General features: G+C 63.9%; 21 protein-coding genes. 19 read left to right on the top strand and 2 right to left on the bottom strand.

All coding sequences use genetic code 11. From position 1 onward, the window contains the following. Window position 1 precedes the first annotated feature (1 nt). The 11 genes from rpsE to rplQ all read left to right on the top strand — a co-directional run bounded on the left by rpsE (window position 2) and on the right by rplQ (window position 6307). The gene (gene rpsE, locus BMX85_RS26460; protein WP_026334874.1) at window positions 2-520 is read left to right on the top strand and encodes a 30S ribosomal protein S5; all 519 of its coding nucleotides are present in this window, start codon (window positions 2-4) and stop codon (window positions 518-520) included. Between the two features lie 10 nt (window positions 521-530). After that, window positions 531-713 (top strand): 50S ribosomal protein L30, encoded by a 183-nt coding sequence (gene rpmD, locus BMX85_RS26465; RefSeq protein WP_090325890.1) that lies wholly within the window; start codon window positions 531-533, stop codon window positions 711-713. 27 nt (window positions 714-740) lie between these two features. Then, entirely contained in the window at window positions 741-1172 is a 432-nt protein-coding gene (gene rplO, locus BMX85_RS26470) for a 50S ribosomal protein L15 (protein ID WP_090325894.1), read from the top strand. Between the two features lie 32 nt (window positions 1173-1204). Continuing rightward, the gene (gene secY / locus BMX85_RS26475) at window positions 1205-2539 is read left to right on the top strand and encodes a preprotein translocase subunit SecY (protein ID WP_090325898.1); all 1335 of its coding nucleotides are present in this window, start codon (window positions 1205-1207) and stop codon (window positions 2537-2539) included. Between the two features lie 18 nt (window positions 2540-2557). Beyond that, window positions 2558-2776, top strand: coding sequence for a translation initiation factor IF-1 (infA, locus tag BMX85_RS26480; protein ID WP_005663428.1), 219 nt, complete (start codon window positions 2558-2560; stop codon window positions 2774-2776). Window positions 2777-2796: 20 nt separating this feature from the next. After that, a complete protein-coding gene (rpmJ, locus tag BMX85_RS26485; protein WP_005663407.1) occupies window positions 2797-2910 on the top strand; it encodes a 50S ribosomal protein L36 in 114 nt (37 codons plus the stop codon). A gap of 27 nt (window positions 2911-2937) precedes the next feature. Beyond that, window positions 2938-3303 (top strand): 30S ribosomal protein S13, encoded by a 366-nt coding sequence (rpsM, locus tag BMX85_RS26490; RefSeq protein ID WP_019923475.1) that lies wholly within the window; start codon window positions 2938-2940, stop codon window positions 3301-3303. Between the two features lie 14 nt (window positions 3304-3317). Then, window positions 3318-3722, top strand: coding sequence for a 30S ribosomal protein S11 (gene rpsK / locus BMX85_RS26495; RefSeq protein WP_008444339.1), 405 nt, complete (start codon window positions 3318-3320; stop codon window positions 3720-3722). Between the two features lie 235 nt (window positions 3723-3957). After that, window positions 3958-4581 (top strand): 30S ribosomal protein S4, encoded by a 624-nt coding sequence (gene rpsD / locus BMX85_RS26500; RefSeq protein WP_090325903.1) that lies wholly within the window; start codon window positions 3958-3960, stop codon window positions 4579-4581. Between the two features lie 107 nt (window positions 4582-4688). Further along, window positions 4689-5666 carry a DNA-directed RNA polymerase subunit alpha gene (locus tag BMX85_RS26505; RefSeq protein ID WP_008444343.1) on the top strand — a complete coding sequence of 326 codons (978 nt, stop codon included), beginning with the start codon at window positions 4689-4691 and terminating at the stop codon, window positions 5664-5666. A gap of 242 nt (window positions 5667-5908) precedes the next feature. Next, window positions 5909-6307 carry a 50S ribosomal protein L17 gene (rplQ, locus tag BMX85_RS26510; RefSeq protein ID WP_090325907.1) on the top strand — a complete coding sequence of 133 codons (399 nt, stop codon included), beginning with the start codon at window positions 5909-5911 and terminating at the stop codon, window positions 6305-6307. Between the two features lie 76 nt (window positions 6308-6383). Here the strand turns inward: rplQ and BMX85_RS26515 are convergent, their stop codons facing one another. Beyond that, a complete protein-coding gene (locus BMX85_RS26515; RefSeq protein ID WP_090325913.1) occupies window positions 6384-8060 on the bottom strand; it encodes a M28 family peptidase in 1677 nt (558 codons plus the stop codon). A gap of 167 nt (window positions 8061-8227) precedes the next feature. Between BMX85_RS26515 and dsbD the strand changes: the two genes are divergently transcribed. Next, complete coding sequence (dsbD, locus tag BMX85_RS26520) at window positions 8228-10141, top strand: protein-disulfide reductase DsbD (protein ID WP_090325917.1); 1914 nt, start codon at window positions 8228-8230, stop codon at window positions 10139-10141. 156 nt (window positions 10142-10297) lie between these two features. Here the strand turns inward: dsbD and BMX85_RS26525 are convergent, their stop codons facing one another. Then, on the bottom strand, window positions 10298-10774 hold the full coding sequence (locus BMX85_RS26525; protein WP_090326135.1) for a Spy/CpxP family protein refolding chaperone: 477 nt from the start codon (window positions 10772-10774) through the stop codon (window positions 10298-10300). Window positions 10775-11025: 251 nt separating this feature from the next. Between BMX85_RS26525 and BMX85_RS26530 the strand changes: the two genes are divergently transcribed. The 7 genes from BMX85_RS26530 to BMX85_RS26560 all read left to right on the top strand — a co-directional run bounded on the left by BMX85_RS26530 (window position 11026) and on the right by BMX85_RS26560 (window position 21760). Beyond that, complete coding sequence (locus tag BMX85_RS26530) at window positions 11026-11754, top strand: response regulator (protein WP_090325920.1); 729 nt, start codon at window positions 11026-11028, stop codon at window positions 11752-11754. Beyond that, window positions 11751-13103: an ATP-binding protein gene (locus tag BMX85_RS26535; RefSeq protein WP_090325926.1), complete on the top strand. Its 1353-nt coding sequence runs from the start codon at window positions 11751-11753 to the stop codon at window positions 13101-13103. Before BMX85_RS26530 ends, BMX85_RS26535 begins: the two co-directional genes overlap by 4 nt. A gap of 146 nt (window positions 13104-13249) precedes the next feature. Next, a complete protein-coding gene (locus tag BMX85_RS26540; RefSeq protein WP_090325928.1) occupies window positions 13250-14422 on the top strand; it encodes an efflux RND transporter periplasmic adaptor subunit in 1173 nt (390 codons plus the stop codon). Between the two features lie 3 nt (window positions 14423-14425). Beyond that, window positions 14426-17575, top strand: a complete 3150-nt coding sequence (locus BMX85_RS26545) for an efflux RND transporter permease subunit (protein WP_090325931.1) — start codon at window positions 14426-14428, stop codon at window positions 17573-17575. Window positions 17576-17648: 73 nt separating this feature from the next. Further along, window positions 17649-19637, top strand: a complete 1989-nt coding sequence (locus BMX85_RS26550; RefSeq protein ID WP_090325934.1) for an FAD/NAD(P)-binding protein — start codon at window positions 17649-17651, stop codon at window positions 19635-19637. 169 nt (window positions 19638-19806) lie between these two features. Continuing rightward, window positions 19807-20706, top strand: coding sequence for a hypothetical protein (locus tag BMX85_RS26555; RefSeq protein ID WP_090325937.1), 900 nt, complete (start codon window positions 19807-19809; stop codon window positions 20704-20706). A gap of 133 nt (window positions 20707-20839) precedes the next feature. Further along, on the top strand, window positions 20840-21760 hold the full coding sequence (locus tag BMX85_RS26560; protein WP_090325940.1) for an ABC transporter ATP-binding protein: 921 nt from the start codon (window positions 20840-20842) through the stop codon (window positions 21758-21760).

The raw sequence follows: 21760 nt of genomic DNA on the forward strand, positions 1-21760 counted from the left end.
CATGGCAAAAATGCAAGCAAAAATGGCAAGCGACAAGCCGGATGACGGCATGCGCGAAAAAATGATCGCGATCAACCGCGTGACCAAAGTGGTCAAGGGTGGTCGTATCATGGGTTTCGCCGCGCTGACCGTGGTTGGTGACGGCGATGGCCGCATCGGCATGGGCAAGGGCAAGTCGAAAGAGGTACCGGTCGGTGTGCAAAAGGCAATGGAAGAAGCCCGTCGCAACCTGATCAAGGTCAACCTGAAAAACGGCACGCTGCAGCACACCGTCACCGGCCGTCACGGCGCATCGAAAGTGATGATGTCGCCTGCGAAACCGGGTACCGGCGTCATCGCCGGCGGCGCCATGCGCGCGATCTTCGAAGTAATGGGCGTGACCGACGTCGTGGCGAAATCCACCGGCTCGAGCAACCCGTACAACCTGGTCCGTGCAACGCTGGATGGTCTGGCAAAAATGAGTACTCCTGCTGAAATTGCTGCGAAACGCGGCAAGTCGGTAGAAGAAATCCTGGGCTAAGGTGAACGTTATGACAACCAAAACCGTCAAAGTACAATTGGTCAAGGGCTTGATCGGCACGCGTGAAGACCACCGTGCCACCGTCCGCGGTCTGGGCCTGCGTCGTGTCAACTCGGTCTCCGAGCTGCAAGACACCCCATCCGTGCGCGGCATGATCAACAAAGTATCGTACCTCGTTAAAGTAGTTGCGTAAGCCCCCGGGCTTACACACGGAGAAATCATGGAACTGAATACCATTCAACCAGCCGATGGCGCCAAGCACTACAAGCGTCGCGTCGGCCGCGGTATCGGCTCCGGTCTGGGTAAAACCTCGGGCCGTGGTCACAAGGGTCAAAAATCGCGTTCGGGCGGCTTCCACAAAGTCGGTTTCGAAGGCGGTCAGATGCCTCTGCAACGCCGTCTGCCTAAGCGCGGTTTCAAGTCGCTCAACGCCACCTTCAAAGCTGAAGTGCGCCTGTCCGACCTGAACAACCTGCCGGTCGGCGACGTCGACATCCTGGTGCTCAAGCAAGCCGGCGTATTGGCTGTGCTGGCCCGCGACGTGCGCGTCATTCTGTCCGGCGAGATCACCAAAGCGGTGAACCTCAAAGGCCTGAAAGTGACCGCTGGCGCGAAAGCGGCCATCGAAGCAGCCGGCGGCTCGGTAGCCTGAGTTGACCGCTAACAGCTTGATCGGAGCGAAAATTGGCGACTAATCCACAATTGGCTAAAAGTGCGGCAGCCGGGTTCCCTTGGAACCGGCTCTGGTTCTTGCTTGGTGCATTGGTGGTTTATCGTATCGGCGCTCACATCCCGGTTCCCGGGATCGATCCGGTACAATTGGCCGCGCTGTTCAAGTCGCAAGAGGGCGGCATCCTGGGCATGTTGAACATGTTCAGCGGTGGCGCTCTGGCGCGCTTCACAGTCTTTGCGCTGGGTATCACGCCTTACATCTCGGCCTCGATCATCATGCAACTGGTGTCGATCGTGTCGCCGCAGATGGAAGCGCTGAAGAAAGAGGGCGAATCGGGCCGTCGCAAGATCACCCAGTACACCCGGTATTTCACGGTCGTGCTGGCGCTGTTCCAAGCGTTGTCGATCGCCGTGGCGCTGGAGTCGCAGCCCGGTCTGGTGCTCGATCCCGGCTACGCGTTCCGCTTCGTGACCGTGGTCACCCTGCTGACCGGCACCATGTTCGTCATGTGGCTCGGCGAGCAGATCACCGAACGCGGCCTGGGCAACGGCATCTCGATCATCATCTTCGCGGGTATCGCGGCAGGTCTGCCGAGCGCGCTGGGCGGTTTGGGTGCCTCGGTGAGCAACGGTTCGATCGGCGCGTTCTCGGCGATCATCATCATGATCCTGGTGGTGGCGGTGACGTTCTTCGTGGTGTTTGTCGAGCGTGGCCAGCGCAAGATTCTGGTGAACTACGCCAAACGCCAGGTGGGCAACAAGATTTACGGTGGACAAACGTCGCACCTGCCATTGAAGTTGAACATGGCCGGCGTGATCCCACCGATTTTCGCTTCGTCGATTATCTTGTTCCCGGCAACGATCGTGGGCTGGTTCACGCAGGGCGCCGACACGGCCAACCCTGTCGTCCGGTTCCTGAAAGATTTGGCAGCATCGATGGGGCCAGGCGAGCCCATCCACGCACTGTTGTATGCCATTGCGATCGTGTTTTTCTGTTTCTTCTATACGGCGCTGGTCTTCAACAGCAAGGAAACAGCGGATAACTTGAAGAAGAGCGGGGCCTTTGTGCCAGGGATACGTCCCGGTGAGCAGACTGCCCGTTACATCGACAAGATCCTGACACGTTTGACACTGGCTGGCGCCATCTACATCACTTTGGTGTGTTTGTTGCCGGAATTCATGGTAGCCGAGTGGAAGGTACCGTTTTATTTTGGTGGTACTTCTCTGTTGATTATTGTGGTTGTGACCATGGATTTCATGGCCCAAGTACAAAACTACGTGATGTCGCAGCAATATGAATCGCTGCTGCGCAAAGCAAATTTCAAAGGCGGAATTCCGACGCGATAAGCGCGGTAAACATACCGAATGGCAAAAGACGACGTCATACAGATGCAGGGCGAGATTCTTGAGAATCTCCCTAATGCAACATTTCGAGTAAAGCTGGAAAACGGACACGTGGTGCTCGGGCATATTTCGGGTAAAATGCGGATGAACTATATCCGCATTCTTCCTGGCGACAAGGTGACGGTCGAACTGACACCTTACGATCTGAGCCGAGCACGCATCGTGTTCCGGACCAAGTAACTAACCAAAGAGAGAGCAAAATGAAAGTTAACGCCTCAGTCAAGCGGATCTGCCGCAACTGCAAGATCATCAAGCGCAAGGGCGTCGTTCGCGTAATCTGCGTCGAACCGCGTCACAAGCAGCGTCAAGGTTAATAACCGTTATTTATCGAGGAATAACGAATGGCACGTATTGCAGGGGTTAATATCCCAAATCATCAGCACACCGTTATCGGCCTGACGGCCATCTACGGTGTAGGCCGCCCACGCGCAAAGTTCATCTGCGCCGCGACGGGTATTGCGACCGATAAAAAGGTCAAGGATCTGGACGACAGCGAGCTGGAAAAGCTGCGCGATGAAGTAGCTAAATTCATCGTCGAAGGCGACCTGCGCCGCGAACTGTCCATGAACATCAAGCGTTTGATGGATCTGGGTTGCTACCGCGGCATGCGTCACCGTAAGGGCCTGCCGGTCCGCGGTCAGCGCACCCGCACCAATGCACGTACCCGCAAGGGCCCGCGCAAAGCCGCTCAATCGCTCAAGAAATAATCTAGGGAAATCACATGGCTAAGCAACAAAGCAGCGCAGCAGCAGCGCGCGTACGCAAGAAGGTCAAGAAGAACGTCGCCGAAGGTATCGCGCACGTTCACGCTTCCTTCAACAACACCATCATCACCATCACCGACCGCCAGGGCAACGCTCTGTCGTGGGCGACCTCCGGTGGTGCTGGCTTCAAGGGTTCGCGTAAATCGACCCCGTTCGCAGCGCAGGTTGCGGCTGAAGCGGCTGGTAAAGTCGCTGTTGAATGCGGCGTCAAGAACCTGGAAGTGCGTATCAAGGGCCCAGGTCCTGGTCGCGAATCCGCAGTGCGCGCACTGAACAACCTGGGCATCAAGATCACCGAGATCCAGGACGTTACCCCAGTACCGCACAACGGCTGCCGTCCTCCAAAACGTCGTCGTATCTAATAACGCGGTCGGCGGCGAAGTTCGCTTCGCCTCCTTCCCGTTGTCAGAAATCGCTGGAGCAGAAGGCCGGAAACGGTTATACTGCCCGGCTGTTGTCGCCTGTCGAACACATTCGGCGGGTTATTCGTATTTAAGCCACCGTCTGGCCCACCCTGAGGATCAGACTAGCGCCTAACCGCAATCCGGGAATTCCCGTCTGTGGCTGGGGCGTTATTATTTATAAAAAGGAAGCATCGTGGCACGTTATATCGGACCTAAAGCAAAACTCTCCCGCCGTGAAGGTACTGACCTGTTCCTGAAGAGCGCACGCCGCTCGCTCGACAGCAAGTGCAAACTGGACGTCAAACCAGGCCAGCACGGCGTCAAGTCGGGTGCCCGCACCTCGGACTACGGCAACCAATTGCGCGAAAAGCAAAAAGTCAAGCGTATGTACGGCGTGCTGGAACGCCAGTTCCGTCGCTACTTCGCCGAAGCGGACCGTCGCAAGGGTAACACCGGCGAAACCCTGCTGAAGCTGCTGGAAACCCGCCTGGACAACGTTGCATACCGCATGGGCTTCGGCTCGACCCGCGCCGAAGCGCGTCAGCTGGTATCGCACAAAGCGTTCACCGTGAACGGCCAAGTGGTCAACATCGCTTCGTACTCGGTCAAGGTCGGCGACGTCGTTGCCGTGCGCGAAAAGTCGAAGAAGCAAGTGCGTATCGTTGAAGCGCTGTCGCTGGCCGAACAAGTCGGCATGCCAAGCTGGGTGTCGGTCGATGCCAAGAAAATGGAAGGCACCTTCAAGTCCCTGCCAGAGCGTAACGAGATCGCCAACGACGTCAACGAATCGCTGATCGTCGAACTGTACTCGCGTTAATCGTAGTTCGTAGCAAAAAATGATGCCCACTCGATCGAGTGGGCGTTTTTACTAATGCCATCAGCCTTATCGGCCTAACGCGCCGAGGGTATTGAAAAGGACATTTCATGCAAAACAGTTTGTTGAAGCCACGTATTATCGATGTAGAGGCGCTCGGCGCCGGCCACGCTAAAGTAGTGATGGAGCCGTTCGAACGCGGCTATGGCCATACATTGGGTAATGCGCTGCGTCGCGTGCTGCTGTCGTCGATGGTCGGCTACGCGCCTACCGAAGTGACGATCGCCGGCGTCGTGCACGAATACTCGTCGCTCGACGGCGTGCAGGAAGACGTCGTCGACCTGCTGCTGAACCTCAAGGGCGTGGTCTTCAAAGTCCACAACCGTGACTCCGTCACCCTGACCCTGAAAAAGGAAGGCGAAGGCGCCATCCTGGCCTCGGACATCGATCTGCCACACGACGTGGAACTGATCAATCCGGACCACGTGATCGCCCACCTGACCGCCGGCGGCAAACTGGACATGCAGATCAAGGTTGAAAAAGGCCGTGGCTATGTGCCGGGCAACGTTCGCCGCCTGTCCGAAGACACCAACAAAACCATCGGCCGCATCATTCTGGATGCGTCGTTCTCGCCGGTGCGCCGCGTTTCCTACTTCGTCGAGTCCGCTCGCGTGGAACAGCGTACCGACCTGGACAAGCTGATCATCAACATCGAAACCAACGGCGTCATCTCGCCGGAAGAAGCGATCCGCCAGTCGGCGCGCGTGCTGGTCGACCAGTTGAACGTGTTCGCCGCCCTGGAAGGCACCGAAGCCGCCGCCGAAGCGCCATCGCGCGCGCCGCTGGTCGATCCGATCCTGCTGCGTCCAGTGGACGACCTGGAACTGACCGTGCGTTCGGCCAACTGCCTGAAAGCGGAAAACATCTACTACATCGGCGACCTGATCCAGCGTTCGGAAAACGAACTGCTCAAGACGCCGAACCTGGGCCGCAAGTCCCTGAACGAAATCAAGGAAGTCCTGGCTTCCCGCGGCCTGACCCTGGGCATGAAGCTGGAAAACTGGCCGCCTGCTGGTCTGGAGAAGTAACAACTTGGGTGACGGTGCTGGACATTGCGCAGCGATGTTCTGCTCCGTTACCAACTGACTAGATTGGGCGACGGTGCCGGACATCGCGTAGCGATGTTCTGCCCCGTTACCAACTGTTGAGCATTTTGCTGTACCCGCCCGCTACATGTTGTAGCGGGCGTATATCCCTAGAACCGGTCCGCGCCCGCCGTCACACGTGAGCGATCGAAGAACTCGGATTTAAACACCTGAAAGGAAGTACCATGCGTCACCGTCACGGCCTCCGTAAACTGAATCGTACCTCGTCCCACCGTCTGGCAATGCTGCGCAACATGACCGTTTCCCTGCTGCGTCATGAAGCCATCAAAACCACGCTGCCAAAAGCGAAAGAACTGCGTCGCGTGATCGAGCCGATCCTGACCCTGGGCAAGACCGATACCCTGGCAAACAAGCGTCTGGCATTCTCCCGTCTGCGCGATCGTGAAATGGTTCTGAAGCTGTTCGCAGAACTGGGCCCACGCTACGCAAACCGCAACGGCGGCTACCTGCGCATCCTGAAAATGGGTTTCCGTGTTGGCGACAACGCTCCAATGGCTTACGTCGAGCTGATGGACCGTCCAGAAGTCACCGACATCGACGCCGCTCCAACCGCTGAAGAGTAATCTTCGCTGTTGTTGTCGTTGTCTAGAAAAAGCCAGGCTTAGCCTGGCTTTTTTATTGGGCGACGGTTGATCGACTTTATTCCAGGCGCTTGTCGCCGGCCGCCTTGAACTCCGAGCCGGCGTTCCACGTCGGCGTCACGCCCCGCGCGATGTCCAGCCCCACCTGGAACAGCAGCTGGATATCCTGCACGCCGCCGCGGAAATCCCAATCGTCGCGGAAGTCGTCGGTCACCTGGTGGTAATCGTTCGAGAAGTAATAATCGACCTTCTCGCGCGCGTAGTTTTCCGGCTTGTCCAGATAGCGGCTGCGCGCCTTGGTGTACAGCACCGGCACGCCGGCGCGGGCGAACTCCAGCTGGTCGGCGCGGTAGAAGCTGCCCAGCTCGGGGCGCGAATCGCCGTCCATCACGCGGCCCTGGGTCTTGGCGTACTTGGCCAGCAAGGCGTCGATGCTCGAATGTCCCGACGTCACGTTCTCGATCTGTGCGGTCTTGCCCCAGGCGTTGATGCCGTCGATGTTGATGTTGGCGACCGTCTTCTTCAACGGATACAGCGGATGGGCGGCGTAGTACTTCGCGCCCAGCAGGCCGCGCTCCTCGGCGGTGGTCGCCAGGAACAGGATCGAGCGCTTCGGCGCCTGCGCCGGCGGCAGCGCCTTGTAGGCCTTGGCGATCTCCATCAGCGCGGCCACGCCGGAGGCGTTGTCGAGCGCGCCGTGATAGATCTGCCTGGTCCGTTCGCCGGGCAGGCGCGCGTCGATGCCCAGATGGTCCCAGTGGGCGCTGTAGATGACGAATTCATCCTTCAGCTTCGGATCGCTGCCCGGGATCATCGCCACCACGTTGTTGGAGTTGACGGTGCGCGCCGTGTTGTCGATCTTGAAGCTGGCCGTGCCCTTCAGGCTGACCGGACGGAAGCCCTTGGTCAGCGCCTGCCGTTTGAGCGTGTCGAAATCGTAGCCGGCGGCCGCCATCATCGCCTTCGCCTTGTCGAGCTGGATCCAGCCCGGCACCGCCGGCGCGTCCGGATCGGGGCCGTCGCGCAGCAGGCTGAAGTTCTCGCTGTTGCCGCCGCTGCGCACCACGTCCCACGGGTAGGCCGCCGGCTTGGTCTCGTGGATGATGATCGCCGCCGCCGCGCCCAGCTTGGCGGCGATTTCATACTTGTAGGTCCAGCGGCCGTAATAGGTCATCGCCTTGCCCTTGAACATGGCCGGGTCCAGTTCGGCCGGATTCTTCGGGTCGGGCACGGCCGGATCGTTGATCAGCATCAGGATCGTCTTGCCGCGCACGTCGACGCCCTTGTAGTCGTCCCAGCCGTATTCCGGCGCCTGCACGCCGTAGCCGACGAATACGATCTCGGACCGGTCGACGGCCACCCTGGCCGGCTGGCTGGTCGAATGGGCGACATAGTCTTCCGGGAAATCGAGCGCCACGGTCTTGCCGCCGATCGTGTAGCTGAACGACGGCGTCGGCGTCATGCCGCGCATCGGCACCGGCTGCACCCAGCCGCCGTTCGGATTGCCCGGTTTCAGCCCCAGCTTCCTGAATTCCTGCTCCAGATACGCCACCGTTTTCGCCTCGCCGGGCGAGCCCGGGGCGCGGCCCTCGAATTCGTCGGACGCCAACGTCTTGATGTGGGTCAGCAAATCATCGGCGGACACGGCGGCCAGCGCCTCGGCCGGCGCTTGCGCCAGGGTCGGGACGGCGGCCAGCGCCAAAGCGGAAAACAGCAAGGGGCGTAGCGTAGGCATCGGAGTGGGCTCCAGGTGGGCAAAGATTGAGTTTCGCACAAAACGGCGCCGCCGGTGAATTCGCCGCGCCCGGCCGCCTGCCACCCGGCCGGGCGCGGGCGGGAAAGCACGGCTCGGTGTACTATCGCGTTTGCTCCAACGACCATCACCGCTGATAGAAGGTTTTCATGTTTCGTTTCGCCCGTCTTTTTGCCACGCTGTTGTCCCTGATCGCCGTGCTGTCGACCGGCCACGCCCGCGCCCAGGACTTCCTCGATCCCGCAGCGGCGTTCAAGTTCTCCGCGCGCATGGTCGACGGCCACACCATCGCGGTCAACTTCCAGATCGCCGACGGCTACTACATGTACCGCGAACCGTTCAAGTTCAGCGCCGTCGGCGCCAGGCTCGGCACGCCACTGATCCCGGCCGGCAAAGTCCACTACGACGCCACCTTCGAAAAGGATGTCGAAACCTACCGCCAGAACGTCACGATCACGATACCGGTCGACGTCGACGGGCCGTTCACCTTGCTCGTCAGCGGCCAGGGTTGCTCCGAAAAAGGCCTGTGCTACTCGCCGCAGGATTACAAGGCGCAGCTGACCGGCAGCGGCTCGGTGCCGCTGCCGGCGGCGCCGGGCGCGAAGGGCGCGGCCACGGCCGCCGTCGCCACGACCGCGGCGACCGCAACGACGACGCCGGCGGCGGCCATCCCGGCCGCGGTCGGCGAAGGCAAGCCGGCCGCCGTCAGCCCCGGCGTCAACATCTACACCATCCCCAAGCCGACCGCCGAGGACATCGTGCCGCCGGCGCCGCCGGCGGCGGCCGTCGCGGCGGCGCCGGTCGGCGAATCGGGCCGGCTGGAAGCGGCGCTCAAGACCGGCAGCCTGCTGGTGATCCTGCCGCTGTTCGCCTTGCTCGGCCTGGGCCTGTCGTTCACGCCGTGCGTGCTGCCGATGGTGCCCATTCTGTCGTCGATCATCGTCGGCGAGGGCGACCGCGGCAACCGCAGCCGCGGCCTGCTGCTGTCTGTCACCTACGCGCTGGGCATGGCCATCGTCTACACCGCGCTCGGCGTGGCCGCCGGCCTGGCGGGCGAGGGCTTGTCCGCCGCGCTGCAAAACCCGTGGGTGCTGGGCACGTTCGCCGTGCTGATGGCGATTTTGTCGCTGTCGATGTTCGGCTACTACGACCTGCAAGTGCCGGCCGCGCTGCAATCGAAATTAAGCGGCGTCTCCAACCGCCAATCGTCGGGCAAGCTGGCCGGCGTATTCATCATGGGCGCGATCTCGGCGCTGATCGTCGGCCCGTGCGTGGCCGCGCCGCTGGCCGCCGCGCTGGTCTACATCAGCCAGACGCGCGACGTCGTCATCGGCGGCGCCGCGCTGTTCGCGATGGCGGTCGGCATGAGCGTGCCGCTGATTTTGGTCGGCGTCTCGGCCGGCGCCCTGCTGCCCAAGGCCGGCAAGTGGATGGATTCGGTCAAGCGCTTCTTCGGCGTGCTGATGCTGGCGATGGCGTGGTGGCTGGTATCGCCGGTGCTGCCGGCGGCGGTGCAGATGATGGGCTGGGCCGCGCTGCTGGTCGGCTACGGCATGTACCTGCTGCTCAATTCCGGCGCCTGGGTCGGCAAGACGTTGGGCGTGGTGGTTGCGGTGCTGGGGCTGACGCAACTGGTCGGCGTGGTCAGCGGCGGACGCGATCCGCTGGCGCCGCTGGCGCACCTGACCGGCACCCGGCATACGCCGCTGGCATTCCAGCGCATCAAGACCGTGGCGCAGCTGGACGCGGTGCTGGCGCAAACCGGCGGCAAGACCGCCATGCTGGATTTCTATGCGGATTGGTGCGTATCGTGCAAGGAGATGGAGAAGCTCACCTTCGTCGACGCCAAGGTGCGCGACAAGCTCGCCACCACCGTGCTGCTGCAGGTGGACGTGACGGCCAACGACGCCGACGACAAGGCGATGCTGAAGCGCTTCGGCTTGTTCGGACCGCCGGGCATCATCCTGTTCGACGGCAAGGGCCACGAAATACCGGGCTCGCGCGTGATCGGATACCAGAACGCCAGCCAGTTCCACACTTCCCTGTCCCGCGCGTTTCCATAACCCCGGTAACCCCGGGGTCAAGTCTGTCATTCGGACACAATCTCGGCCGTAACCCCGGGGTCAAGTCTGTCATTCGGACACAATCTCGGCCGTGAAACACCGGCGACTGTTCGGGCCGTGTCCGAATGACAGACTTGACCCCCGTGGGTGTTTGCGTCAGCCGTGGTGGCGCCAGCCGCCGTGCTGGCCGTGGCCGCCGCGCTTGCCGCCCATGCCGCGCTCGTCGAACACCTTCTTCTGCTCCGGCGTCAGCTGGCCGTAGAACGCCGTCAGCGCCGCCAGGTGCGTTTCCATCTTCGCTTCGCGCTGCTTGGTCATCTCGATCATCTTGCTTAAACGCTCAGGCGCCGTCAGCTTGGCGAACTCGCCGCGCTGCGGACGCGGCCCGTCCGGCATCGACGGCTTGATCGCCGCCTGGTAGCTGGCCCACGCCGATTCCTGCTGCGTCGTCAGCTTCAGCTGGTCGTGCAGCCTGGCCTGGCGCTTGGCGTACATCTCCGACATCTTGGCGCGGCGCTGCTCCATATTCGCGCTCTTGTCCGGGCCGGCGGCGGGCGCCGTGTCCTGGGCGTGCGCGGCGGCCATGCCCAGCACCGTAAAACCGATCAGTATGCTTTTGCGAAGTACGTTCATGGTCATTTCCTTTATCGATGAGTAGTTCAGTGATTCACGGTATCGCGGCGTTTTGTTGTCGCGCTTGAACCCATCTTCGCAGCCGAAGATTGCCGTGACGTTTCCCGTGCCATGGTGTTTGTATCCAGATGTTTCGCGTTGTTATCCGGTGCGCAGGCCGCCGCCGGGCCACCGCTTGTCCTTGTCCGCCATATACAAGACGATACAATTGGTGATTGGTCAGGCGCGTCCGAACTAAGGATAATTAAGGCATGGAACCCACATCTACTATTCTGATCGTCGACGACGATCGCGACATCCGTACCCTGCTGGCCGACTACCTGGAATCGAACAGCTACCGCGCGCTGTGCGCCGCCGACGGCGTGGCGATGTGGAAGATGCTCGACGAAGCCAAACCCGACCTGGTCGTGCTCGACCTCAACCTGCCCGGCGACGACGGCCTGACCCTGTGCCGCAAACTGCGCGCGCAGTCGACCCTGCCGGTGATCATGCTGACCGCGCGCGGCGAGCCGCTCGACCGCATCCTCGGCCTCGAGATGGGCGCCGACGACTACCTGCCCAAGCCGTTCGAACCGCGCGAGCTGCTGGCGCGCATCCGCAGCGTCCTGCGCCGCAGCAACGCCATGCCCAGCGGCGGCGGCGCCGACAAGGCGCAGCAGATGCGCTTTTCCAATTGGACCTTGGACCTGACCGCGCGCCACCTGCTCAATCCGGACGGCATCGTCATCATGCTGTCGGGCGCCGAGTTCCGCCTGCTCAAGGTGTTCCTCGAACATCCAAACCGCGTGCTCAACCGCGACCAGCTGCTGAACCTGACGCAGGGCCGCGACGCCGACCCGTTCGACCGCTCGATCGACATCCAGATCAGCCGCCTGCGGCAAAAGCTGGGCGAGGACGCGCGCGTGCCGCAAATCATCAAGACCGTGCGCAACGGCGGCTACGTGCTGGCCGGCCAGGTCACCGTGGAGCCGCACCCTTGAAAGCCTTCTTCGGCTCGATGACCGGCCGGGTCTTCACCGTCCTGCTGCTCGGCATCATCGCCTCGGCGGCGCTGACCCAGTGGCTGGCCGTCGGCGAGCGCACCCGCGCGTTCGAGCGCTACCGCGACTTCCACGCGATGGAGCGCGCCGAACAGTTGATCTCGACCGCCGAGGCGCTCAGCGAGCCGTCGCGCGCGACCTACCTGCGCATGGCCACGCGCGGCACCATCCTGCTGCAGCGCCCCGACCAACCGCTGGCCGACACCACCGGCCCGACCGAATTTTCGACCCGCTTGCAGCAGCGCCTCGGCCAGGGCATCCAGCTGATGCCGCTGAAGGAGCGTCCGGCGGCCTGCTACCAGCCGCGCCAGAGCTACATCTTCGCGCCGTCGCAGTGGGGCGGCGCCTGCGAGGCGATGCGGGTGCGCCTGCGCGACGGCGAACTGCTCAAGCTGTCGATCCTGCCGCCGCCGGAGAAGCCGGCCACCGAGTACAGCGAGATGCTGGCGCTGCTGCCTTTCCTGTTCAGCGTCGCGGTGCTGGCCTACCTGGTCACGCGCATGACGATGCGTCCGCTCAAGCTGCTGGCGCAGGCGGCCAAGGACCTGGGCAACGACATCAACCACCCGCCGGTCGTGCTCAGCGGCGCGGCCGAGATCCGCCAGGCCAGCGCCGCCTTCAACGCCATGCAGGCGCGCATCCGCCAGCACATCATGCAGCGCACGCAAATGCTGGCGGCCATCACCCACGACCTGCAAACCCCGCTCACGCGGCTGCGCCTGCGGCTGGAAAAGGTCGTCAACCCCGACCTGCAGCAGCGCCTGATCGACGACCTGTCGGCCATGCAGCAGATGGTCAAGGAGGGCCTGGACCTGGCGCGCAGCATGGACACCACCGAAACCATGCAGGCGCTCGACCTCGACTCGCTGCTCGACAGCGTCTGCAGCGACGCCACCGACAGCGGCCAGCCCGTCGAGCTCAACGGCAAGGCCGGCATGGCGCTAATGGGCCGGCCGCTGGCGATCCGCCGCTGCCTGGTCAACCTGATCGACAACGCCGTCAAATACGGCCACCACGCCAGCGTCACCGTCGAGCGCCTGGTGGGGGCGGCGCGCATCCGCATCCGCGACGGCGGCCCCGGCATCCCGGAGGATCAAATGGCGCGCGTGTTCGAGCCGTTCTACCGCATCGAGACGTCGCGCTCGCGCGAGTCCGGCGGCACCGGCCTGGGCCTGACGATCGCGCGCAACATCGCCGAGCAGCACGGCGCCAACGTGGTGCTGGCCAACCATGCCGACGGCGGGCTGGAAGTCACCCTGGTGGTGCCCGAGTTCTACGCCGTGCGGTGAGCGGCGCGCCACAAAGTAGCCGCGAAGCGCGGGTTTTGGTCAAAAATCATGCGACAATGCTTCGCCTTCATGCATCTAGGCAATATTCAGCAGTCATTCAGTAGTCATTCAGCAGTCCATTCACCAGTAAAACCCTGGCTTAAAAAATGAAAAAATCTTCGTTAGCATATGTGGTGGGCGCCATCGCGATCCTTGGCGGCGGCGTCTGGTACGCGACGCACGGCGGCGCCGGCCCGGCCCAGGCCGGCGCCCAGTCGAAGAACGGCAACGGCCCGCAGGGCCCGACCACCGTCAGCGTCGTCGCGCCGACGCGCCGCGACGTCGCCGTCGTGCTGCAAGCGAACGGCACGGTCACCCCGGTCAGCTCGGTCGACCTGCATCCGCAAACGACCAGCACCATCGCCAAGGTGCACATCAAGGAAGGGCAGTTCGTCACCTCCGGCGAGCTGATGTTCTCGCTCGACGACCGCAGCCAGCGCGCCAACGTGCAAAAGGCGCAGGCCCAGGTCGCGCGCGACCGCGCCACCCTGGCCGACGCCGAGCGCCAGTACCAGCGCGCGATGGATTTGCTGGAGCAGAAATTCGTCGCCCAGGGCGCCGTCGACACGCTCAAGAGCCAGGTCGAATCGGCCCGCGCGCTGCTCGAGGCCGACATCGCCGCCGCCCGCGCGGTCGGCGTCGACGCCAGCTACACCGCCATCCGCGCGCCGATGACGGGCCGGGTCGGCGCCATCAACGTCTATCCGGGCAGCCTGGTGCAGCTGGAGACGTCGCTGACCACCGTCACCCAGCTCGATCCGATCAACGTCGCCTTCACGCTGCCGGAGTCGGCGCTCGGCGCGCTGCTCGAGGCCAAGCAGCGCGGCGCGGTGCCGGTCAAGGTCACCCTGGGCGGCTCGGACAAGGAAATCAACGGCGTGCTCAGCTTCATCGACAACACCGTCGATCCGGTGGCCGGCGTCATCCGCGTCAAGGCGCAGTTCGACAACAAGGGCAGCAGCCTGTGGCCGGGCCAGTACGTCAACACCCAGCTGGTCTCGCACGTCATAAAAGACGCGACGGTGATCCCGCAAAACGCTATCATCAGCAACACGCGCGGCACCTTCGTCTACACGGTCGATAGCGACCAATCGGCCAAGGTGGTCAACATCAAACGGCTGCACTCGTTCGGCGACCATGCCGCCGTCTCCGGCTTGAGCGGCAGCGAGCAAATCATCGTCGACGGCAAGCAAAACCTGCGGCCGGGCGGCAAGGTGCGGATCGCCGGGGCCGACAAGCCGGCCGGGCCCGGCCTGGACAACGCGAAACAGAAGGGCTAAGCGATGAACCTTTCCGAGTTGTGCATACGGCGCCCCGTGATGGTGGTGCTGCTGTCGCTGACCCTGGTGCTGGCCGGCGTGCTGTCGTACTTCTACATCCCGGTCGCCGCGCTGCCCAGCTATAACACGCCGGTCATCAACGTCTCGGCCGACCTGCCGGGCGCCTCGCCCGACACCATGGCCTCGTCGGTCGCGCTGCCGCTGGAAAAGCAGTTCTCCACCATCGCCGGGCTGTCGCTGATCACCTCCACCAACACGCTGGGCAATTCCTCGCTGACCCTGGAATTCGATCCGAGCGTCAACGTCAACGAGGCGGCGGTCGACGTCCAGGCCGCGCTGCTGCGCGCCCAGCGCCAGTTGCCGGTCGAGATGACCGACCTGCCGTCGTACCGCAAGGTCAACCCGGCCGACGCGCCGGTGCTGTTCATGACGATGACGTCGCCGTCGATGACCCTGGCCGAGCTCAACGACTATGCCGAGAACCTGATCGCGCCCAGCCTGTCGACCTTGCCCGGCGTGGCGCAGGTCACCGTCAACGGCCAGAAGCGCTTCGCGGTGCGGGTGCGCGCCAAGTCGGACCTGATGAACGCGCGCGACCTCACGCTCGACGAATTGCAGCAGGCGATCCGCTCGGCCAACGCCAACACGCCGCTGGGCATCCTGGACGGCCCCAGCCAGACCCTGACCATCCAGGGCAACGCCCAGCTGATGAAGGCGTCCGAATTCGCCGAGCTGATCGTCGCCACCCGCAACGGCGAGCCGGTGCGCCTGAAGGACGTCGCCACCGTCGAGGACAGCTTCCAGTCGGTCAAGACCGCCGGCAGCTACAACGGCGAGCGCTCGATCGTGCTGCTGGTGCAGCGCCAGCCCGACGCCAACACCGTGCAGGTGGTCGACGGCGTGCGCGCGCTGCTGCCGCGCTTCAAGAACCAGGTGCCGGAATCGATCAGCATCAACCTCGTCAACGACCGCTCGGTGTCGATCCGCGAGGCCATCCACGACGTCAACCTGACCCTGCTGCTGACGATCTTCCTGGTCGTCATGGTGATCTTCCTGTTCCTGCGCCGCGCCGCCGCCACGTTCATCCCGGCGATCACGATGCCGATCTCGCTGCTGGGCGCGCTGGCCTTGCTGTATGCCTTCGGTTACAGCCTCGACAACGTTTCACTGTTGGGCATCACCCTGGCCGTCGGCCTGGTGGTCGACGACGCCATCGTGGTGCTGGAAAACATCGTGCGCCACATCGAGATGGGCAAGAAGCCGCTGCAGGCGTCGCTGATCGGCGCCAGGGAGATGGGCTTCACCATCATCTCGATCTCGGTCTCGCTGGTGGCCGTGTTCATCCCGATCTTCTTCATGCCGGGTGTGATCGGCTTGATGTTCCACGAATTCGCCGTGGTCGTCGCGCTGTCGGTGCTGGTGTCGGCGGCGGTGTCGCTGATGCTGGTGCCGATGCTGGCCAGCCGCCTGCTGCCGGCCGACACCATCGATCCCGAGCACGACAAGGGCAACTTCCTCGGCCGCTGGTTCGAGGCCGGTTTCACCCGGCTGCGCAACGGCTACGCCAGCACCCTGGACCTGGCGCTGCGCCACCGGCCGCTCGTGCTGCTGGCCGCGCTGGGCACCTTCGTGCTGACGGCGGTGCTGTACATGACGATCCCGAAGGGCTTCTTCCCGGAGGAGGACCTGGGCCAGATCCGCGTCAACACCGAGGCCTCCGAGGACATCTCGTCGGCCGCGCTGATGGCGCTGCAGGACCGGGTGGTGGCGGTGATCCGCGCCGACCCTAACGTGCAGGACGTGGTGTCCTTCGTCAGCGGCGGCAACAGCGGGCGCATGTTCCTGGTGCTCAAGCCGCGCGGCGAGCGGCAAAAGATGCCGCAGGTGCTAGACAGCCTGCGCAAGGCCACCAAGGCCGTGCCCGGCATCGCCGTGTATCTGAGCCCGGTGCAGAACCTGCAGCTGGGCGGACGCCCGTCCAAAAGCCGCTACCAGTACACCTTGCAATCGGTCAGCCCCGGCGCGCTCAACGACTGGGCGCAGAAATACCTGGACCAGATGCGCAACGACCCCGACTTCCGCGACGTCACCAGCGATTCGCAGAACAAGGGCTTGCAGGCGTCGCTGCGGATCGACCGCGACAAGGCCAACAACCTCGGCGTGGCGATCGGCGACATCCGCACCGCGCTGTACCTGGCCTTCGGCGAGCGCCAAGTGTCGACCATCTATTCGCCGGCCGCCAGCTACTACGTCATCCTCGAGGCGGCCGACGCCGACCGCCAGTTCGACAGCGCGCTGACCCGGATCTCGGTGCGCAACAAGACCGGCCAGCTGGTCAAGCTGTCGAGCATCGCCAGCGTCGAGCGCACCATCGGCCCGACCGCCGTCAACCACCAGGGCCAGCTGCAGGCGATCACGATCTCGTTCAACCTGGCGCCGGACGTGCCGCTGGGCACGGCCACCGCCAAGATCGACCGCATGGGCGTGGACATGAGCCTGCCGCCTTCGATCATCACCAACTACGGCGGCGACGCGGCGGTGTTCCAGAGCTCGCAGGGCAGCCAGCTGATCCTGATCCTGGCCGCCGTGGGCGTCATCTACGTGCTGCTGGGCGTGCTGTACGAAAGCTATATCCACCCGCTGACCATCCTGGCCGGCCTGCCGTCGGCGGCCGTGGGCGCCTTGCTGACCTTGCGCCTGTTCAACCTGGACCTGACGATGATCGCCATCATCGGCATCCTGATGCTGATCGGTATCGTCAAGAAGAACGCCATCATGATGATCGATTTCGCGCTGCACGTGCAGCGCAACGAGGGCCGCACGCCGGCCGAGGCGATCCGCGAGGCTTGCATCCTGCGCTTCCGGCCGATCATGATGACCACCCTGGCCGCGCTGATGGGCGCGCTGCCGATCGCGCTGGGCCTGGGCGCCGGCGCCGAACTGCGCCAGCCGCTGGGCCTGGCCGTGGTGGGCGGCCTGATCTTCTCGCAAGTGATCACGCTGTACATCACGCCGGTGATCTACCTGTTCCTCGACAAGTACAGCGGCACCGGCCCGATGAGCGACGCCGAGCTGGCCGGGGATGTGCCCGACTACGCCCCGGAAAGTGTCCACGCCGTACCACTGAAGGCCGTGAACATAGTCAAGCATTGACGGGTGACAAGTTAATTCGAGGATCGCTTATTTATCATAGGCAAGTTGGCTATGAAAAAAGAGGCGATCGAAAATGAAACGCTACAGTGTCACCATCGTGGGCATGGGGCCGCGCGGGCTCAGCGTGCTCGAACGCATCGCGGCGATCGCCGGCAGCCGCCAGCTGCTGCTCGACATCATTCTGATCGAGCCCGGCGAATGCGGTCCCGGCGTGCACACCACGCGCCAGCCGCGGCACTTGCTGATCAACACGGTGGCCAGCCAGGTCACCATGTTCCCCGCGCCGGGCGCGGTGCACCACGCGCCGCCGTGCGCCACGCCGACCTTGACGGCGTGGGCGCGGCAGAGCGGCTACCGCCGTTTCGGCGACAGCTATCACAGGATCGCCGGCGCCGGCGCCGACATCACCGAATCCGATTACCTGCCGCGCAGCATGCTGGGCGAATACCTGGCCTGGGCCTGCCAGCAGGTGGCGGCCGCGTTGCCGGCCGGCGTCACGCTCACCCACCACCGCCTGCGCGCCAACGACCTGTGGCAGCAGCAGGACGGGCGCACCGCGATCGAGCTTGAAAGCGGCTTCATCGTCCATAGCGACTTCGTGTTCCTGACCACCGGCCACGGCCGCAATCGGCCCAGCGACCAGGAGGCCGCGCTGGCCAAGTTCGCGCAGGACCACGCGCGCTACAACAGCCGCCTGTCGTTTGTGCGCCACATCTATCCGCTCGACAAACTCGAGCGCCTCGCCCCCGAGGCGCGGGTGGCGATCCAGGGCCTGGGCCTGAGCGCGCACGATGTGATCGCCGAGCTGACGGTCGGGCGCGGCGGCGCCTTCGTGCGCCAGCCGAACGGCGAGCCGAACGGCGAGCCGAACGGGCAGGGCGTGCTGCGCTATCAACGCTCCGGGCGCGAGCCGAAATTGACCTTGTGCTCGCGCAACTGCCTGCCCTACGCCGCGCGCGGCATCAACCAGAAAGGGCTCGACGGCCGCCACCATCCGCATTACTTCACGCCGGACGCGGTCGAGGCGCTGCGGCGCAAGGCGCTGGCCACGCGCGGCAGCCGCCAGCTCGATTTCGACCGCGAGCTGTTGCCGCTGCTCAAGCGTGAAATGGCCTGGGTCTACCGCCACACCCTGGCGCGCACCGCCGCGCTGCCGGCCAACGCCCGCGCCGACGGCGCCGCGCTGGTGCCGGACCCGCTCACCTTCGTGCCAAACGCCGACGACGAGGCGGCGATCGACGCGCTGCTGTTTCCGCTGCGCGAGCGCCAGTTCGACAACCTCGACGACTTCCGGGCCTTTTTCACCGACTGGCTGCAGGACGACCTGCAGGAAGCGCGGCTGGGCAATATCGACAGCCCGACCAAGGCCGCCACCGACGTGCTGCGCGACGTGCGCGCCACCTTGCAGGCCGCCATCGAGCATGGCGGCCTGACGCCGGCGTCGCACCGCAAGTTCCTCAACGTCTACCATCCGGCCATCAACCGCGCCGCCTTCGGCCCGCCGCTGCGCCGCAACGAGGAACTGCTGGCGCTGCTCGACGCCGGCGTCATCGACATTGTCTCCGGCCCCAACAGCGTGGTCGAGACCGACGAGGACGATTCGACCTATGTGCTGAGCACGAAGTTCGCCGCCGCCACCGAGCGGCGGCCGATCGACGCGCTGGTCGTCGCCCGGCTGGACGCCTTTTTCCCCGAGACGGACGAGTCCTTACTTATCCGTAATGTGTTAAAACGCGGCCTGGTGCGGCCGTATTACAACGGTGTGTTCCACCCCGGCGGCATCGACATCGACGAGGCCGGCCAGCCGCTCAACATCGACGGCGAACCGGCGCGCAACATCTGGGCGCTCGGCTATCCGGTCGAGGGTTGTCATTACTACACCCATGCGTTGCCGCGCCCGATGCTGCGCTCGCGCCAGGTGCTGGACGCCGACCGTTGCGTGACGGCCATGTTCGCCCAAATGGCCGATTCTCCGCGCCGCCACCCCGGCCATCGTTCCCCCGTACCGGCGCCGGCGCTGGCGCCGGTGCCCGTCAACGACACCCAACATGTCATTTTGTAAAGGCCTGGATACATACGGTAACACCCGTCAAGACGTGAAAATTGTAAAGTGGAACCTTGGGATACGCGCACCGATTTGAACGGCGCGGTATGATGGTCCTGAACAGATGTTTCCAAACCACCGGGACTCTGGCACTATGGCCGCATTTTCACGCACAAGGTTTGGTATCTTGCACCACGACTCCCATATACTTTCCGCAACCGGATATTGCGAAACCTGCGGGCAACCCCTGCCGCAGGCGGGGGAGCCGGTCGCCACGTGGGACCGCAAGGCCAAGAGCAACCGCATCGGCATCGGCATCTCGATCGGCCTGCACCTGCTGGCCGTGCTGTATTACTTTATCGCGCCGGCGCCGGAAAAGACCAAGACCTCGGCGCCGCCGAAGGGTGGCCAAATGGTCTACATCCAGCCGCAGCCGATCACGCCGACCAAGCCGACGCCCAAACCGACGCCCAAACCCAAGACCGAAGTGGCCAAGGCCAGCAAGCCGCCGCCGCCGCGCAAGCCGACCACCTCGCGCGAGACCCCGGCCGCCGTCAAGCCCAAGCTGGAAACCTATGTGCCGCCGGTGCAGGCGACGATGACGCCGCCGCCCGAGGCGGACATGTCGGAAATGATCGCCAAGCGCCGCGCCGCGCGCGAAGCGAACAATCCGCAGCCGGCCGCGCCGGCGCCGGAGGAGAGCGCCAACGACCGCGCCTTGCGCATCGCCAAGGCCAACATCGCCGGCGCCCAGGGCCGCTCGAGCGGCGTGGACAAGGACGACACCGGCGGCGTGTTCTCGGTCGACAAGCGCTCCAACAGCGCCGACGTCAAATTCCGCGGCTGGAACACCAACTTCAAGCGCAACTGGCTGCAGCAGATCCACGTCGAACAGGGCGGCGAGCGCGACATCGAAACGGCCGTGGTCAAGGAAATGATCAAGATCATCCGCAAGGAAAAGCCGGGCGACTTCGAATGGGAATCGCGCCGCCTGGGCAAAACCGTCCACATGAGCGCGCGCAAGGAAGATGAAAAGGAATTGACCGCGTTCCTGTTGAAAGAGATGTTCCCCGAATACCGGCCGTAGGGCGGCGGCGGGAAATCACCGCCCAGCCCCCGAAATTCGCCGCCCATCGCAAAATCCTGATAAGTTTGCAACTTTACCTTATAGTAAGGTTGCCACGGACCCCCGTCCGTTTCTTATCCGGAGAATGCGTTCCATGCTATCGATCAAACAGCTGAGCAAGACCTACGCCAACGGCGTCAAGGCGATCAACAACGTCACCCTGGACATCCCGAACGGCATGTTCGGCCTGCTCGGCCCCAACGGCGCCGGCAAGTCCTCGCTGATGCGCACCATCGCCACCTTGCAGGATCCGGATAGCGGCAGCATCGATTTCAACGGCCTCGACGTGCTGGCCCAGCCCGAGGCGCTGCGCCGCCAGCTCGGCTACCTGCCGCAGGACTTCGGCGTCTACCCGAAAGTGAGCGCCGAAACGCTGCTCAACCACTTCGCCGTCCTCAAGGGCCTGACCGCGCGCGGCGAGCGCAAGGAGGCGGTCGAGGCGCTGCTGCAGCAAACCAACCTGTGGGAAGCGCGCAAGCGCAACCTCGGCACCTATTCGGGCGGCATGCGCCAGCGCTTCGGCATCGCCCAGGCGCTGCTCGGCTCGCCCCGGCTGGTGATCGTCGACGAGCCGACCGCCGGCCTCGATCCGGACGAACGCAACCGCTTCCTCAACCTGCTGGCCAAGATCGGCGAGCAGGTGGTGGTGATCCTGTCGACCCACATCGTGGCCGACGTCACCGACCTGTGCCCGCGCATGGCCATCATCGTCAAGGGCGAGGTGCTCAGCCAGGGCGAACCGCTGGCGGCCATCGACACCATCAAGAGCAAGGTGTGGCGCCGCAGCGTCAGCGCCGAGGCGCTGCCGGAATACCAGCAGCGCTTCAACGTGCTGCACACGCGCCTGGTCGGCGGCAAGCCGCAGATCAACGTCTACGCCGACAGCCAGCCGGACGACGGTTTTATCGCCGTCGAGCCGGACCTGGAGGACGTCTACTTCCTGCACGTGCGCAACGCCGCCCGCGCCGCCGCGCCGGCCGCCGCCGCGCCGGTCGCCGCGCCGGTCGCGGCGTAA

Origin of the sequence: Duganella sp. CF517, assembly GCF_900110275.1 — a bacterium.
GTDB lineage: Bacteria > Pseudomonadota > Gammaproteobacteria > Burkholderiales > Burkholderiaceae_D > Rugamonas.